At 57.9% G+C, this 17,159-nt stretch carries 15 protein-coding genes; all 15 read left to right on the top strand.

All coding sequences use genetic code 11. From position 1 onward, the window contains the following. A complete protein-coding gene (locus HMPREF9334_RS08655) occupies positions 1 to 489 on the top strand; it encodes a flagellar protein FlgN (RefSeq protein ID WP_006693091.1) in 489 nt (162 codons plus the stop codon). Positions 490 to 495: 6 nt separating this feature from the next. After that, on the top strand, positions 496 to 987 hold the full coding sequence (locus tag HMPREF9334_RS08650) for a hypothetical protein (protein WP_006693090.1): 492 nt from the start codon (positions 496 to 498) through the stop codon (positions 985 to 987). 34 nt (positions 988 to 1,021) lie between these two features. Further along, positions 1,022 to 2,752 carry a flagellar hook-associated protein FlgK gene (gene flgK, locus HMPREF9334_RS08645; RefSeq protein ID WP_006693089.1) on the top strand — a complete coding sequence of 577 codons (1,731 nt, stop codon included), beginning with the start codon at positions 1,022 to 1,024 and terminating at the stop codon, positions 2,750 to 2,752. An 11-nt stretch (positions 2,753 to 2,763) separates the two neighbouring features. Then, complete coding sequence (locus tag HMPREF9334_RS08640; protein WP_006693088.1) at positions 2,764 to 4,098, top strand: flagellin N-terminal helical domain-containing protein; 1,335 nt, start codon at positions 2,764 to 2,766, stop codon at positions 4,096 to 4,098. A gap of 39 nt (positions 4,099 to 4,137) precedes the next feature. After that, complete coding sequence (locus tag HMPREF9334_RS08635) at positions 4,138 to 4,722, top strand: DUF6470 family protein (RefSeq protein WP_006693087.1); 585 nt, start codon at positions 4,138 to 4,140, stop codon at positions 4,720 to 4,722. Positions 4,723 to 4,734: 12 nt separating this feature from the next. Then, positions 4,735 to 5,181 carry a flagellar assembly protein FliW gene (fliW, locus tag HMPREF9334_RS08630; RefSeq protein ID WP_006693086.1) on the top strand — a complete coding sequence of 149 codons (447 nt, stop codon included), beginning with the start codon at positions 4,735 to 4,737 and terminating at the stop codon, positions 5,179 to 5,181. After that, positions 5,181 to 5,399: a carbon storage regulator CsrA gene (csrA, locus tag HMPREF9334_RS08625; RefSeq protein WP_006693085.1), complete on the top strand. Its 219-nt coding sequence runs from the start codon at positions 5,181 to 5,183 to the stop codon at positions 5,397 to 5,399. Before fliW ends, csrA begins: the two co-directional genes overlap by 1 nt. A gap of 71 nt (positions 5,400 to 5,470) precedes the next feature. Beyond that, on the top strand, positions 5,471 to 5,902 hold the full coding sequence (locus tag HMPREF9334_RS08620; RefSeq protein WP_006693084.1) for a flagellar protein FlaG: 432 nt from the start codon (positions 5,471 to 5,473) through the stop codon (positions 5,900 to 5,902). A gap of 21 nt (positions 5,903 to 5,923) precedes the next feature. After that, on the top strand, positions 5,924 to 7,567 hold the full coding sequence (gene fliD / locus HMPREF9334_RS08615; protein ID WP_006693083.1) for a flagellar filament capping protein FliD: 1,644 nt from the start codon (positions 5,924 to 5,926) through the stop codon (positions 7,565 to 7,567). A gap of 18 nt (positions 7,568 to 7,585) precedes the next feature. Continuing rightward, the gene (gene fliS / locus HMPREF9334_RS08610; protein ID WP_006693082.1) at positions 7,586 to 8,002 is read left to right on the top strand and encodes a flagellar export chaperone FliS; all 417 of its coding nucleotides are present in this window, start codon (positions 7,586 to 7,588) and stop codon (positions 8,000 to 8,002) included. After that, positions 7,992 to 8,336 carry a hypothetical protein gene (locus tag HMPREF9334_RS08605; RefSeq protein WP_006693081.1) on the top strand — a complete coding sequence of 115 codons (345 nt, stop codon included), beginning with the start codon at positions 7,992 to 7,994 and terminating at the stop codon, positions 8,334 to 8,336. The genes fliS and HMPREF9334_RS08605 overlap by 11 nt, the downstream gene beginning before the upstream one ends. 272 nt (positions 8,337 to 8,608) lie before the next feature. Further along, positions 8,609 to 9,937, top strand: a complete 1,329-nt coding sequence (locus HMPREF9334_RS08600) for a flagellin N-terminal helical domain-containing protein (protein WP_006693080.1) — start codon at positions 8,609 to 8,611, stop codon at positions 9,935 to 9,937. Between the two features lie 125 nt (positions 9,938 to 10,062). Further along, positions 10,063 to 13,995, top strand: coding sequence for a glycosyltransferase (locus tag HMPREF9334_RS08595; protein WP_006693079.1), 3,933 nt, complete (start codon positions 10,063 to 10,065; stop codon positions 13,993 to 13,995). Then, complete coding sequence (locus tag HMPREF9334_RS08590) at positions 13,992 to 15,470, top strand: glycosyltransferase family 2 protein (RefSeq protein WP_006693078.1); 1,479 nt, start codon at positions 13,992 to 13,994, stop codon at positions 15,468 to 15,470. The genes HMPREF9334_RS08595 and HMPREF9334_RS08590 overlap by 4 nt, the downstream gene beginning before the upstream one ends. Then, the gene (locus HMPREF9334_RS08585) at positions 15,467 to 17,152 is read left to right on the top strand and encodes an O-linked N-acetylglucosamine transferase, SPINDLY family protein (protein ID WP_006693077.1); all 1,686 of its coding nucleotides are present in this window, start codon (positions 15,467 to 15,469) and stop codon (positions 17,150 to 17,152) included. The genes HMPREF9334_RS08590 and HMPREF9334_RS08585 overlap by 4 nt, the downstream gene beginning before the upstream one ends. Positions 17,153 to 17,159 lie beyond the last annotated feature (7 nt).

Raw genomic sequence — 17,159 nt, 5'->3', positions numbered from 1 at the left:
ATGTGGAATAGGTTCGCCGCGACATTGGAACAGCTCCATCAGCAGTACGAAAAGATTCGTGCACTTCAGGAAAAGAAGCGCGGTATTCTTGTTGCGCTCGATATGGCGGCACTTGAGAAGCTGACCGCGGAGGAGGACTTCCTCGCAAAGGCGGTGCAGACTCTTGAAAAACAGCGTCTCACGCAGCTCGCTCAGATTGCGCAGGAGACGCCGGGCGTAACATCCGAGACGACGATGGAAGAACTTGCGCTGCTCGCGCCGACCGATGAGGCTCATCGGTCCGTCCTTGGGGCGAGCCGAAAGCTCAGTCTCCTTGTCAAGGAGGTGCAGGAACGCAGTGAGGAAAATGCCCTCCTCATGGAGGGGCTGCTCATCGCGGTGAATCGGCAGCTCGGCAAGATCGGCGGTGCGGTTGTCGATCCCGTTTACGGGAGCGGCGGCGGTGAGCAGGTACGCCATCTGAAGAAAAATCTGGATTATAAGGCGTGAGCGACGATGACGAATGAGACCCGTGAGGCACTTGTCCTCCTGAAGGCACAGCTCAGTGCTTCCGAGGAGGCGGCATTTCGCTTTGGTGTGCTGCGGGATGCACTCACAGCGAGTGCGTCAGGGGGCGGAGTCGCAGAGCCGGCAACGGCGGCAGAGCGCAGCCTCTCCGAGGTGCGTGCGCTCACACAGCGGCAGACTGCACTTTTGACACAGATGCAGGGGACAAGCCTTGCGGAGATCGTCGGACGTGAGCCGAATCTGCGTGAGCGCATTGCTGTAGAGCGTGTTCTGCGTGCTGTCACTGTGCGGCAGGAAGAACTGCAGACGCTCGTTCGGAGCTGCGCCGAACTCCTGCAAAAGAGCGCAGATTTTGTAAACTATCAGCTCAATGTCATCTCAGGTACGGTCGCCGATGACACCTACGGCAGATCACAGCCCGTGGCGGGGCCCGCACCGGGGGTGAACCGCGCGGTCGCAATGTTTGATGCGGATGTATAGAAGAACGGATTTATAGGGAAAGAGTGAGGGATCTATGCGGTCAACATTTGCCGGACTCAATACGATGGTGCGGGGCATTCAGAACAATCAGCTCTCGCTCGACACCACGGGACATAACATCACGAATGCCTCGACGGAGGGGTACTCACGTCAGCGTGTGGATTCTGCGGCGACGAACTATCAGGAGCGCCCGTCACTCTATGGCGGAGTCTACGTCGGCGGCGGCGTGGATGTCGTCGCGCTCAACCGCGCACGCAACATCTATGCGGACAAGCAGTACTGGTCGGAGAACTCGGCACAGAACCTCTATCAGACGTACAAGACAAACTACGACAAGGTGGAGACGGTATTCAACGACTCGAAGAAGACGGGCATCCTGAACGCGATGCAACAGTTCTATTCCTCGTGGGTCAACCTCTCCAACTATGCAAGCGACTCGGCTTCGCGCACGTCGGTCATTACGAAGGGGAATAACCTCGTTGACCGCATCAAGACAGCAGCGAAGCAGATGCAGGTTCAGATCGAGTCGCAGTATGAAGAGATGAAAACGCAGGTCAGCAAGCTCAACGGGCTCACAAAGGAGATTGCACGCCTGAACAAGAATATCATGTTTGCCGAGGCGAACGGCGGCAAGGCGAACGATCTGCGCGACCAGCGCGACCTCCTTGTCGACAAGCTCTCGGAGATCACGAACGTCAATGTTTACGAGGAGGCAAACGGGCAGTACACGGTTGTCTCGAACGGTATGTCGCTTGTTCAGCGCGAAAGTTCTCTGACCATCGAGATGAGCCCTCCGCTCCACAACAAGCAGTACGGGATCACGGACTACACGATGCGCATCAAGGAGGCGGGCGGCATCGGCTATGTCCCGCAGAGCGGTATCCTAAAGGCACTGCAGGATACGATTGTACAGGACAAGGGGCACATCGATCAGCTCGCGGACATCTCTGCGACACTCCTCACGACCTTCAACGATGTACATAAACTGGGGGTTGGCATCGACAAGGCGGAGACTTCGTGGCTGAATTTCTTCGGAAACAACAAATACACTGCACCGACAGGCACCACTTACAATCAGATGCAGTATACATGGCATGTAGACCCAACGACGGGCGACCGTTGGATGGAGGCGGTCGGTGCAACCGTGACGCGCACAAAGACAGCGGGACCACCCCCACAGACGTCGGTGACCACGTCGGCAACGGCGGCAACCCCGGAGGACCGGCTGAGGTCCATGCAGATCATCAACGCGCTCAAGATCGCGGATGAGCTGACGGCACCGGGTGGGCAGAATCTTGTCGCCGCACGTCAGATCATCGACCCGGGAACGGGGAAGAAGCTTGTACCGACGCTGAGTGGAGCAGGCTCAACCTACACATATCAGGATGCATGGGTCAACGGAACGGCTGACGGCACAATGGCGGTGGAGTTGAGCAAGCTCTTCAACATCGACCAGGCGGGCACGATGAACCCGCGTGGCACGGAGCGTGCAGTCAGCGATGTCTCGATCAACCAGTACTACAACAGCATGATGAGCAAGCTCGGCGCGAATGCAGAGAACCTCGACAAGACGCTCAAGCAGCAGGACGATCTCATGACACAGATCGAGCAGTGGCGGCAGTCTACGTCGGGGGTCGACTGGAACGAGGAGCTGACGAATATGCTCAAGTTCCAGACAGGCTACGGTGCGTGCTCACGCGTGCTCACGTCGATGGATGAGATGCTGGACAAGCTCATCAACGGTACCGGCATGGTCGGAAGGTAAGAGGTGACAAAATGGTACGCATTAGCAGTAACTATATGGTGCGGCGTTATCAGCGCGACCTGAACGCACTCGACTACACAAAGTCGAAACTCATGGAACAGGGCGACGGCAGCAAGCTGCATCGTCCCTCTGACAACTCCGTGGACTACTCGCGCTTCCTGCGCTACGATGTCTCAGAGGGAGAGAACGACCGTTATCAGGCCAGTGTTCAGGCAGGGCTTTCGTGGATGAACTCGACGCAGACCTCGCTCTCTGCGATGGAGGACATCCAAAAGACGTTCAAGGCGAAAACCATTCAAGGCGCGAACGACGATAAGGATGAGAAAAGCAGTGACTGGCCCGCGATTGCGCGTGAGATGAAGTCGAACATTGAACAGATTGTCTCACTTGCCAACACGCAGCTCGGCGACCGTTATATCTTCTCGGGACAGGCAGATCTCAAGCAGCCCTTTACGATGTCGAGTGAGGCTGATCTGAAGATGCGCGGTGTGACGAAGACGCTCGATGATCGTCAGTCTGCGTTCTTTACAGATGCGAGCAACAACAACAGTGCCGACTTTCTGCACCAAATGCTCTCGCTCGATGGCGCTGATGGCAATACCTATTATATGAACACCTTGAACGGCAAGATCTACACGAAGGAATTCGTGCAGGAAGGCTACAAGGATCTGATTGCCAAAGGGTACAAGACCGAGGCAGAGGCAATCGCCGCCGGTGAGACAACATCCGTCGGGAATGGCGGTGCGGGTCCCAACTTTATCAAAAACAACTTTAAGAATACCGGCGAAGTAAAGAACCCCGGATGGTCGGTATCGGCAAACGGAACGACAATGAAATTCTCCACCGTGCGCCAGCAGATTGTCACGTATCAGGGCGATATGCGCTACATCTCCATGGTCAAGCAAAATGGATCGACGGAGCCGTCGGCAGATACGGTCAACAAGACAGGGGTGGATATCTTCGGACGCGATCTCTTCGATGACAAGAACTCCGGCAACGAGCCGTCGGGGACGGCGATGGTCAACAATATGTTGACCGTCCATGCCAAGACGAAGGCATGCGACGCACACTGGCTGAGTTCGGATGGCGTGAGCCTCGCGGATGCCGCCAATCAGGTGACGCTGCAGGCGCATACGGGGACGGGCTCGCGCAGCAGTCTCTATACGGATATGAAGAGTATACTCACGGACCACAAGGAGAATATCACGCGCGATATCACGAATGCTACAGGTACGGATGTGGCGGAGCTTGCGACGAAGATGATGCAGCAGCAGACCATCATGAGCATGTCGCTCGCGATGGGGTCACGCATCCTGCCGCTCTCACTCGTGGATTATCTGCGGTAAGCCAAAACGGCAGTTCATAAACGGGAAAGGATGCCCTTTATGCCCATGCGTTATCTCAATATACGATCTACGCTGCCGGTCATCGGTATGCGCATACAGTACAATTCGTTGGAATCCGGAATCCGGCAGCCCCGCTACGAGCAGGAGACGCAGCAGGCACGCTCGAACCGCGGTGTGACCCAGCCGAAGCTCACGATCGACAGCTACCCGAGCCGTCATAGCTACGGCTATACGAATCATACGGACTTTGCCCGTGAGAATCTTGAGCGCGGCATGAGCGAAGTGCGCAAGGGAACCTCAAAGCACACCCAGATGGCATGGGCATTCGCTGAAAACGGGGCCAAACCGGGACGGCAGATTGGCATTGAGTTCGCCAAGAACGATATGGAAAACCGCATGACGCAGCAGAGACAGCTTGTCGCCGCTGCCATTCCGGATCCTGAGATCCACTTCGATGTTGGACGTGCGGTCGGCGAGCCGACGGTCGGACACACAACCCCGCACTGGCATACGGACTACCGCCCGCGTCTGCATTACAACCGCGGCAGCGTCGAGACCTACCTGCAGCAGAAGGGCAATATTGATCGCTGGGTCACTGAGGGGAAATATGATATACGTGCATAACAGGAGCCATTGATGAAGAAGATTATGACGAGCCGCTTCGGTGAGATCGAGGCGGCAGAGGAATCCATCATCCATTTTGCGGCGGGCATTCCCGCCTTTGAGGAGGAGCGGGAGTTCATCCTTATCCCGTACGAGGAGGACAGTCCGTATGTATTCTTGCAGTCGGTTCGGACCCCCGAGCTCGCCTTTTTGATGGCGATGCCGCTCACGTTCTTCCCGGACTACGAATTCACGATTGATGACGAGGTCGAAGCGGAGCTCGATCTGACCTCGCCCGAAGAGGTCGTGATCTACGCGATCCTCACACTTTCCGGCAATGAGATCCGCGATCTGACAGCGAACCTCATGGCGCCGATTGTCATCAATGCAAGGACACGCAGGGGCAAGCAGATCGTTCTCGACCGCAGCTCCTATACAACGAAGCACCGCCTGTTCCCCGCAGAGAAGGAGGACCGGTAATGCTCGTATTAACTCGCAAACCCAGACAGCAGATCATGATCGGCGACAATGTCGTCGTCAACATCGTGGAGGTGCAGGGCGACAACGTGCGCATCGCGATCGATGCGCCGCGCAGTGTCAAGATCTACCGCGGTGAGATATATCGGGCGATTCAGGAGGAGAACCAGCGTGCGGCAGCACCTGCGTCCTTTGATCTCAGCAGCTTGCCAAAGAGCTGATAATGAATCATCAAGGAAGAATCAAAAGGGAGCACCGGATGTGCGCCCTGTGACACATGGAGGGTTGCCTTATGGCAGTAAGAAGTGTTCAAGATGTCATGCTGGCGGCAGTCGCCGTCAGCGGAATGAAGGGTGAGTATGATACGCCCGTGCAGAGTGCTCCCGAGGCATTTGTGCAGGAGGCTGACACCCCGCAGACGGCAGATGTCTCCGCCGCCCGCACCGATCAGGAACGGGGGGTGTCCGCACAGGAGGAGCCGGCACATCACGAGCCGCTCACCGAGGAGCAGACCGCATATATTACGGAGCAGCTCAACGAGATCATGCGCAACATCAATGTCGATCTCCAGTTTCAGTATCACAAGGAAGTCAATTTCATGTCCGTGCGCATGCTCGACAAGAAGACGGGTGAGGTGCTGCGCGAGGTTCCGCCCGAGGCGATGGTGGAGCACATGATAAAGGTGCACGACTGGATCGGCGCATTCTTGGACAAGACCGCATAGGCACGCAAGGGAGGAATAGATATGGCAGGAGCAAAAGGTATTTATGGGCTTTCCGGCTCGGGGCTCGATGTCGAGTCGCTGGTCAAGGTCGGAATGATGTCCCATCAGAAGAAATACGACCGCATCTATAAGAAGGAAGTCGAGACTGAGTGGCGCAAAGAAGCGTATGCGAACATCTATGACAAGACGAATACGTTCAAAAGCCGTATGTCGGACTACCGTCTGAGCGCACAGACCAAGCCCATGACGACGACGAGCTCGAACGCCGATGCCGTTACGGCGACGGCGAACGCGAATGCGGGCGTTATGGCACACTCCGTCGAGGTCACGCAGGCTGCGACGAACGCCTATCTCATGACGGCGTCGGGGCAGAAAGTCGCGCGTGCCAACAGCGGTGCCTCCACGAGCACAATGCTCAAGGATGTTGCGTTTGCGTCCGGCACGCGTCCGCCCGGCATGCTGGACGGGGATATAGCACTCAAGTTCAAAATATCAAATGGTAAGGGAACGACCGAGGTGGCGTTCACAGCGGAGGAAGTCTTTACAAAGAAACTTACGCTGAACGACCTCGCGAATCGCATCAACAACGCGCGCTATACCGGCTCGGACGGCAAGAAGACCTCGCTCGATATCCGCGCAAACTATGACTCTGTATCGGAGGGCTTCTCCCTTGCCAACAGCAAGACGGGGGACAGCAACAAGATCAACCTCACCGTCGATACGACGAGCTCCTCGGCAGGGCACACGACAACCCTTCTGAACAATCTGAAGCTCGGTGTCGTGAGCGGCGGCACCATCGGCGCACCCATGACGCTTACGACGAGCAGTCCGACAACCACCTCGATGGTGGCGGCGGGCACAAACGCGAACGTCAAGATCGACGGGCGCGACTACAACAACCTGCAGGACAATAAGCTCGAGGTGGGCGGTGTCACCTATACCTTCAAAAAGACAACGGGGGGAACGCCGGCGACGGTCAATGTCGCACAGGATCAGGACAAGCTCATCGAGAATGTCAAGAAATTTGTCGAGGAGTACAATGCCCTGATCGATGAGCTCAACAAACAGTACGGCAACAAGGGGAATAAGGACTACGGTGTTCTCACGAAGTCGCAGGAAGAAGGGATGACGAAGGAGCAGGTCGAGAAGTGGAACGCGAAGGCGAAGGAAGGGCTTCTCTATCGTGACAATTACCTGCGCTCCATCATCAGCGATATGCGCGATGCGGTCATCAACCCTGTCCAGTCCGCCCCGGGGCGTTATCGGACGCTTTCGTCCATCGGCATCACGGCGAAGGATCAGAAGGGACATCTGCAGATCGACGAGACAAAGCTCAAGAAGGCGATCGCAGAGGAACCGGATGCGGTGAACAGTCTCATCTCACATGACGATGAGAACAACGATTATGGCAACAGCGGGGTCGCAACCCGCCTCTATAACAGGTTGAACGGCCGTCTCAAGGAACTCGAGAAACATTCCGGTGTTGCGGCGGACAAGACGGATCTCAGCGAACTGGGCAAACTTATTCAGAACTATGAGAAGCAGATGAGTGACTTCAAGCAGCTCATGTCCTCATTTGAAAGCAAACTCTACAAGAAGTACAATGCAATGGAGGTTGCGATCTCGCGCCTCTCGACACAGTTCAACTTCTTCAATGGACAGTAATGCAAGGGGGGTTCCCGCATGGTAAACAGTGCTGCGGAGGCATATAAGAAGCAGCAGGTGATGACGGCGACACCCGAGGCACTGACCCTTATGCTCTATAACGGCTGCCTCAAGTTTATCAAGGAGGGCGTCGAGCAGCTTGCAGAGAAGAACTACGAGGCATCGAACACCTCCTTTCAGAAGGCACAGAACATCATCTCTGAGTTCCGCATCACCCTCAATATGGATTACGAGATTTCCCACCAGCTGCTGCCGCTCTACAACTACGCCTACGATCGCCTGGTCGAGGGCAATATGAAGAGCGATCCTGCGCTCATCCAAGAGGCGACCGACATTATGACTGAGCTCCGCGACGCGTGGGCACAGGCAATGAAGAAGGCGCGTGAGGAAAAGGGTGTGCAGGGAATGGAGGGGAGCGGTGTCTATGCCGGATGAGATGTACGAGGCTGCACACGACCTCTGGGAGAAGTATCGCGTTCTCACACACGAACTGCTCAAATTCGTCGATGCGGATGAAATCGATATGTTCATCGACCTCGTCGACCAGCGCGAGCACATTGTCGGCCTCTTGAAGGAACTTCCCTCGGATCCCTACCGTATGGGTGCGGAGTGGGCGGCACTGGAGGCGGAACTGCGTCCGCTTGAAATGCAGATTCAGTACAAGGCGCGCGCGTGGCTGAACCGGTCACGCCGACAGAATGCCGCCGTCCACAGCTACGATCTTAGGGGGGCGAATCCGCTCGGCAGCCACCTCAATCGCCGCTACTGAGGAGGAGTCGTTCTCTGAGAACGGTACTTTTTCTTGACAAACGGCTCTAAAAAAAGTAAAATATTTACAGTCCATTACTTAAGTATGTCTTCATTACGTCGATATACTATATGTAAGGCGATAATAAGCAAGCGGGGCGGCTGCCATGGACGGCTAGCTAGCAGCCGGTCAGGATAGACGCGTCACTTGCCTATTATACAGCGGGCACGGATGTCCGCACATACATTCAATATTCCGGCAGGACCGGAACCACACCAGGGAGGAATTTACACATGGCAATGGTAGTCAAGAACAACATGTCGGCGGTCAACACGCTCAACATCCTGAACAAGAACCAGTCGGCACTCGCGAAGAGCCTTCAGAAGGTCTCCTCGGGCATGAAGATCAACACGGCCGGCGACGATGCTTCGGGCTATGCCATCTCTGAGCGTATGCGCGTCCAGATCCGTTCGCTCGATCAGGACAACCAGAACACGCAGAACGGCAACAGCATGATGCGTACCGCTGAGGGCGCTGTCTCCAGCACGGTCGAGATCCTCAAGACCCTGAAGGAGAAGGCAATCAACGCGGCGAACGACACGAACACGGACGAGGATCGCCGTACGATCCAGAAAGAGATCAACCAGATGGTTGATCAGATCGACGACAACGCGCTTGCGACATACAACGGCAAGTACCTCGTCGATGGCTCGCGCAACAGCAAGGGCATTGCGACCTGCACGACCCTCTCGAACGGTGCGATGAGCACGAGCACGAAGTGGGCTTCCGCACTGACGAGCCTCCTGAGCCGCACGGACGAGAGCCTCAACATCCAGTCGACGGATAACATCACGGTTTCTTACGTCCGTCAGGGTCGTACCTATACGACGACGTTCCAGGTCAGCACGAACAACACGCTCGCGAGCATCCTGGAAAGCGCTGCATTCAACGGCACTGAGTCCTATACGGGCACGTCGCTCATGGGCATGACGCGTAACGATGCTCTGATCGGCTACGACAAGGCGAAGAACAGCGTCTACACGGCGGACAACAAGACGGCTCTCTCGATCGAGGCGAAGGGCGACGGCACGACGTTCCAGATCTCCTCGTTCACGATGTCGATCACGGACAACACGGGCGCGATCCGCAAGACGGCGAACACGGCTCTCGATGGTTTCAACGAGCGCATCCGTGCAGAGAACAAGTCTGAGGACAATGCTCTCGTCCTCCAGACGGGTGTCAAGGCAAACCAGGCGATCAAGGTCAGCATGACCGATATGCGTTCGCTTGCTCTTGGCCTCAAGGGCACGGACGGCTCTGTCCTCAGCGTTCAGACGCAGGACAAGGCAAATGCTGCGATCAACACGATCGAGACGGCACTCCAGAAGGCTCTCGATGAGCAGGCGAACATCGGTGCAGTTCAGACGCGTCTCAGCTACACGAGCTCGAACCTCACGACGGCTTCCGAGAACGTTCAGAACTCCGAGTCCACGATTCGCGATGCGGATATGGCGAAGGAGATGACGAACTACACGAAGAACAACGTGCTGCTCCAGGCTGCGCAGTCCATGCTCGCGCAGGCGAACCAGAACAGCTCCGCTGTCCTCTCGCTCCTCCAGTAATTCGCTTCGGCTGTTACATTTGGATGATAGGAATCCCTCCCTTCGGGGAGGGGTTCTTTTTCTTTGCGTAAATGACGGGAATCGCGTATAATAATTCATTGAAGACAGATGAAAGGGTGTGCCGCATGAAGATTTCTGCCTGCTATATCGTAAAGGATGAAGTCGAGGAGCTGCGCCGTTCGATTTGCTCTCTGCGGGCGGCGGTCGATGAGATTGTACTTGTCTCGACGGCGGGGAATGTGCGGGTAGAAGAACTTGCTGCTGCTGTTGGTGCGCAGCTCTACGATTATGTATGGCAGGATGACTTTGCTGCAGCACGCAATCATGCGCTTGCTCAGGCGACGGGCGATGTCATCATCTTCTTGGATGCCGACGAGTATTTCTTTCACCCCGAGGGGCTGAGGGCGGGGATAGAGGATATTATACGCGAGCACCCCGACTTCGATATCATTATGATCCCGCTCTGCAACTTTATCACGAAGGGCTCTCTGCGTGATGCGCTCTATATGCGAAGCCCCCGCATCTTTCGCGGAGAGGGGATTCACTATGTGGGCATGATCCATGAGCAGCTCATGCGCGACGATGATATGGAACGCGTGCTTGTGTATGCGGATGAACCCCTGAGCGCGGGGCATACGGGATATCTTGCGGAGCGCGGAGAGGAAAAAATTCGGCGCAACATTGCGCTGCTCGAACGTGACGCATCTCTCCATGGACGAAGACCGCTGCACGCGTTTTATCTGGCGGACTGCTATTTTGGACTGAAGGATTATGCGCGGGTGCTTGCACTGTCACATGAGGTGCTGTGTGGGGAGACAATCTTTATCGGGGAGGAAAGCAGGGTCTATCATCAGATGATTGAGTCCATGCGAGCACTGCATTATCCGGATGAGGAGATGCTGTCACTTGCCGATGAAGCTCTCGCAAAATACCCTGTCCTGCCTGATTTCTACGGACAGCGCGGCATGATCCTCTGCGGGCTTGTTCGGTATGGAGAGGCAGCGGAAAGTCTGCAGAAGGCTCTTGCACAATATGATGCGGGGGGAGCGCGTACGGAGAACTCTTCCTTTTTCAATGATGCTGTCGCTGCGATGGTGGCAGATCGACTGGAGGGCATCTACCTGCACCTTGGTGATGCAGAGCAGGCACGTTTCTGGGCGAAACGCGCACAGAGCTATCGGGGGGAAGACGTGGAGAGAGGGCAGGAAACGAAGCTGCGGATTACGGCGTGCTATATTGTGCGGGATGATGCGGTTCATCTGAGGAAATCCATCGAAAGTCTGTGCGGTCAGGTGGATGAGATCGTTGTCGGAGATACGGGCTCACGGGATGACTCTGCCACGGTTGCAGCAGCACTTGGTGCAGCGGTCTGTTCTGTTCCGTGGACAGATGATTTTGCGGCGGCACGGAATGCCGTCCTTGCTCGTGCGACGGGGGAGTGGATTGTATTTATCGACGCGGACGAATATTTTTCAGAGGAAAACCGAGAGCGCATCCGTGCGGTGATCGAACAAGCGGATGCAGGAGGGGATGAGGTACTTCTTATTCCGTTACGTAATATTGATGAGGAGTCAGGCGAGATCCTTCTGGACAGCTACGTCCCGCGCATTTTTCGCCGCCGTACGGGGCGGTGTTATGTGGGACAGATTCATGAGGAACTGCGTGATGCGGATGGTACGATACCTCTCTCCCGCCTAGTCGCACCCACACTCCTAACGCTTGTGCATACGGGCTACTCGAAGGCGCTGACGCGGGCAAAGGGGGAGCGCAACCTACGCCTCCTGTTGGATGAGGTCCGGAATTCAGAGCATCCCGAGCGCTGTTGGCGCTATCTCGCAGAGACGTATGACAATCTCGGGGATGAGCGCATGGCGGAGCGCTACGCTCTCCTCAATATCGGATTGGGACGACAGAGTGTCGTCTATGCGAGCCTTTGCTGGCGTATTCTCCTGCGGATCTACGGAGCGCTGCCCGCACGCAGGGAGGAGCGCCTTGGCATTGCGGCACAGGCAGCACACGCATTCCCGGAACTGCCCGAGATGCACGCCGAATATGCAGAGGCACTTGCGTCACTGCATCGGTATCCGGAGGCGATTGCGGCGGCGCATACGGCCCTGCGGACAGAGCCGCCGACGGCGGGAACAGAGCGTTCCTTCTTTACAGATGAAATGCGTGCGGGACTTGAGCGGCGTGCGGCGATCTGGGAGCGCATCGCTGCGCGTGCAGAGGCAATGCGCATCTCGGCGGCTGTCTTTGTGCGTGATGATGCGCGGGATATGGAGATGTGGCTTGCAAATACTGCCGTCTATGCGGATGAGCGCATTGTCGTCGATACGGGATCGTCCGACGGGACGCGCGCGCTTGCGGAGGCGGCAGAGGCGCACATGATCGACTTTGGATGGCGGGACGACTTTGCCGCTGCACGCAATGCTGCCATCGGTGCGGTGCACGGGGACTGGGCGGCAGTATTGGATGCGGATGAATCCTTCTTTGACCCGTCGGAGGTGCGTGCCTATCTCGCCATGGTGGATGTGACGATGCCCTCTGTGGATGCCGTTCTCCTGCCGATTGTTCATGTGGATGAGGATGCGGGCGAACGTGAGATGGGACGTGCCCCGCATGTCCGTCTTCTACGGATGGGGCGCGGGCTCTGCTATGAGGGGCGCGTGCATGAGACACTGAAAAAACAGGGGGGCGAACCTGTTCTCTACCACGAACCCACTGCCCTACCCATTCGACATGTGGGCTATTCCACGGGGCGCATCCGCGCCAAGCATGAGCGCAACCTTGCGCTGATGGAACGGCATATAGCAGAGGAGGGGCTGCAGGCAGGAGACTGCCGCTATCTTGCCGATACGTATTATGGGCTTGGAAAGTATGCGGCTGCACACATCTATGTACGCGCAGCACTGGCGGAAAATGTGACCTCGGTCGGCGGGCAGAGCCATCTCCATCACCTCTTGCTAGATGTGATGGAAAAGGAGCGCGTTCCACTCGCAGAGCAGATCGCGGCGGCGCGTACGGCATGTAAGCTCTTCTCTGCGCTGCCGGACTTTCATGGGCGGCTCGGGCTGCTGCTGGCGGCCGATGAGGACGCTGCTGCGCTTGACGAGCTGACACATGCACTCAACTTGCATGGTCATCCTGTGGATGAGAGCGGCGAGGCATCAGCATTCCCCGCGTGGGCGGGGGCGGTCTCTGCCGCGTGCGCCCGTCTTCTGATGGAGGCGGGGGAGACTTCGGCAGCGGAGGAGGAGCTCGCGCGCGCGTTTACATTTGATACGGCACGTGAGGAGGCTCTCGATGTCTATACAGAGCTGCGTCGCCGCGACGATGCGGTGCAGCTTCTTGCCGCGCTGCGAGAAATGCTCGGCGTGGATGCGAATACGCTCTCCTATCTTGTGCGCTTTGCAGACAGTTACGGCTGGCTGAATCTGTCACACGCGGCACGCGTGGAGTTCTCCCGTATGACGGAGGACGCTGCAGAGGAGCCTGAAATCTATCGGAAGATGCGCACGGAAGAGCTCGCTGCTCTTGGGATGTATACCGTCGGTGGACTCTCTGCGTCCGTACGCGCGATGCCCGAGATCCTCCTGCATCTGGAACATGAGCGCAAGGCGGAGAGTCTTGTACTCTACCATCGCTTGCGTGGACTGCTTCCCGCGCCGATGCAGGCGTTCTGGCGGCATTACGACGAGCCGGATGCAGTGCCCCTGCCGGAGAGCGCGGAGGGCTATGAGCTTGTGCGCGAGGCATTCGTTCTCCATGCAAATGCGGAACAGGCGGAACGTATTCTGCACGTGGCGGGGAACTACGGCATTCCCGTTCTGCGTGCACTTGTGGAGGCCTTCACGGCGCATGAACGGTGGGAGGGCGTGCTCCTCGGGCATACTCTTCTCATCGAAATGACGGGGGAAACGCCGGATGATCTCGCGGCAATGGCGCACGCCGCGCTGCAGCTCGGTATGCGGACGGAGGCGGAGGGGTATCTCGCACGGGCGTTGACACGCGACCCCGCGCACAGAACATCAACGGAACTAATGGAGTTGATACGATGAAGATCTCGGCATGTGTCATTGCCAAGAACGAGGCGGAGAATCTGCCGCGCTGGCTCGCGTCCATGCGCGTCTTTGCCGATGAGATGATCGTGGTCGATACGGGATCAACCGATGCGACGGTGGAAATAGCGCGTGCAGGTGGGGCGCGGGTCTGCCATTTCGACTGGATCAATGACTTTGCGGCGGCGAAGAATTTTGCACTCGACCAGGCACAGGGGGACTGGGTGGTCTTTACCGATGCGGACGAGTATTTTACGGAGGAGAGTGCGCCGCGCGTGCGTCCCCTGATCGAAGAGTACGATGGGCGCAGGAAATTCGATGGATTCATCGTCCATCTTGTCAATATCGACATGGATACAGGCGAGCTGCTCGGTACGTCGGCAGAGGTGCAGCGCATCTTCCGCCGTGCGCCGCACATCCGCTTTGTGGGCAGCATTCACGAGCATGTGGAGAACCTCAGCGGTGATACAGGGCGTGAAATGGCTCTGGCACCGGGGCTGACGCTCTACCATACAGGCTACTCACCGCGCATCATCAAGGGAAAGTCGCGGCGTGACCTGGAGCTCCTGCTCGCGCGTCGGGCGCGTGGGGAACACAAGAAGCTCGACGACTATCATCTGATGGACTGCTACTACTCGCTCGAGGACTATCCACAGGCGGCACACTATGCGCGGCTGGCGCGGGACAGCACTGATCGTCCCGTCGGCTCGGAGAATCGCCCGCACGCCGTACTGCTCCAATCACTCATTCTGATGGGCGCGGCGGATAACGAGATCCGCGCGGCGTACGAGACGGCACGGGCGGCGCTCCCGGAGAAGGCGGATTTTCCGCTGATCTACGGAACATATGCGTGGGATCACGGCTTTCTTGCCACAGCATGTGCAGCGTATCGCGATGGCATCCGTCTGCATGAGGAGTACTACCGCGCGGGTGATTTCTCGGGCATCCTTGCGCCGACTGCATACGCGCGGCTCGGGGAGGCGGCACGCCTCCGAGGAGATGCGGAGGAGGCCCTGCGGCTGCATGAACACGCGCTGCGGCTCAGCCCGCATTCGGCTCCTGTGCTCATACGTTTTATCCGCATGCTCCATGCGGTCGGGGCGGATGATGCTGCTGTCATTGAGACACTGAATGCCTTTTACCGGGAGGCGGCCGATCCCGCGTTCCTCGCCGCCGTGCTCGCAGGCTCTCCCTTTCGCCTTGCCGCACTCTACTACGATCGGAAGAGTGCGCTGCAATTTTCGCAGCGACGACAATTTCTGCTGGCGGGTGATGTGAGCTCTGCGGCAGCATCTCTGATCGAGGAGGTGGAGCGTACGGCGGCTGTGGCGGCGGCATGCGGTGCGGAGTTTGCACCGGAACAGCAGGGCGCACTTGCGCTCCTTCTGCCGCGCTCCTGCAGGGAACGCTCCGCTGCGCCCGAGGATGCGCGTATGCTGCGGCGGATTGGGCGACTCGCGGAGGGGCACAGATGAGTGGGCTGAATCACGAAATGCGCGTGGAAGCACTGCGCGACCGCATCTTTGCGGCACTTGCGCGGGGAGATGAAAATGCGGCCCGCAAGGGAATCAAGCAGCTGCATCGTGCAGTACCCGCCGAGGCGGCGGGGCTGCTCACGGCGCTCCACATCGAGGCGGGGCGTACACGGGAGGCACTGGCGGCATGGCGGGAATGTGCGCGGCTTGTGCCCCGTGATCCCTACACGATCTTCCTGCGTGCCCGCATTCACTTCCTTGCGGGGGAGCGTACTGCCGCGCTGAACCTTCTTACGCCGCTCCTCGATGCGCAGCTGCCGCCTGCGATTACGGAAAAGGTGTATAATATCGCAGGGCAGTGTGCGCGTTTCCTCGGGCGTGCGGCAGAGGCGGTGCGCTTCTATGAGCGGGCGCGTGATGCCGCGCCGGATCGCGTCCTGCGTGCGCTCAACGCGAGCAATGTGCTCTTTAACCGTCACTATCTGTCCACAAGTCTCGCAGAGGATAAGAGCGCGGCGGAGGAGTACGGTGCGCTCTTCGCGGATGTGCATACCTTCGACCACACGGCGCACGAGATGGGAGAGCGGCGCCTGCGCATCGGATACATCTCCCCCGATGTGAGGGAGCACGTCGTCCTCTCCTTTTCGTATGCCCTGATGACCGTACTCGACCCGGCACGCTTCGAGGTCACAGTCTACGCACTGAACGCCGAGGATGCCTATACCGAGCGCGTGAAGCACGCGACCGAACACTTCCGCAATCTCATGTGCTGCTCGGCGGAGGAGGCGGCGCACGCGATTTTTCGCGACGGCATTGATATCCTCGTCGATCTTGCGGGACATACGGCGGGCAGGACACTTCCGATCCTTGCGTACCGACCCGCACCCGTGCAGATCTCGGGCATTGGCTACTTTGCCTCGACGGGGCTGCGGACGGTGGATTATTTTCTCGCCGACCCCGTACTTGCGGCGGGAACGGCGGAGGAGGGCTTCACGGAGGAGCTGCTCGTCCTGCCGCACTCGCATTTTTGCTGGCAGCCGCTCCATGCGGCCCCTGCGCCTGCACACGAACCTGCAGAAGGACGCGTCGTTGTCTTTGGCAGCTTTAACAACTTTACCAAGCTCAGCGATACGGTACTCCGCACATGGGCGGAGATTTTACGCCGTGTGCCGGAGAGCCGCCTCCTGCTCAAGACCGATGTGTTCTCCTGTCCCGATGCACGGGAGGAGGCACTGCGCCGGATCATGGCGGCGGGGATTCCCTCTGAGCGTGTGGAAACAGAGGGCACCTCGCAGGGCTATCTCGCCGCGTACAATCGCGTGGATATTGCGCTCGACCCGTTTCCGTACCCCGGCGGCGGTACAACCTGCGACGCGCTCTATATGGGCGTGCCCGTTGTAACGCTGGCGGGCGAGAGCCTTGGCAGCCGCTTTGGCGCATCTCTTTTGGAGAACATCGGGGCAGGGGCGCTCATCGCGCATACAGAGGAGGAGTATACCGCGCTTGCCGCTGCTTTGGCGGGAGATCCCGCCACGATCGACGCACTCCATGCGGGGCTGCGGGGGATGATGGAGAACTCGCCTGTGATGGATGCTGCGGGCTACGGCAGCGATGTGGGCGCCGCATATGAGGCGGTTTGGACTTTCTATATGACTAAAGAGACGGCAGGCGGATCACGATAATCTCAAT

This window comes from Centipeda infelix ATCC 43532, from assembly GCF_000234095.1.
Lineage (GTDB): Bacteria > Bacillota > Negativicutes > Selenomonadales > Selenomonadaceae > Centipeda > Centipeda infelix.
The sequence above is the reverse complement of the archived record's forward strand: the minus strand, read 5'-3'. Positions and strand labels throughout refer to the sequence as shown.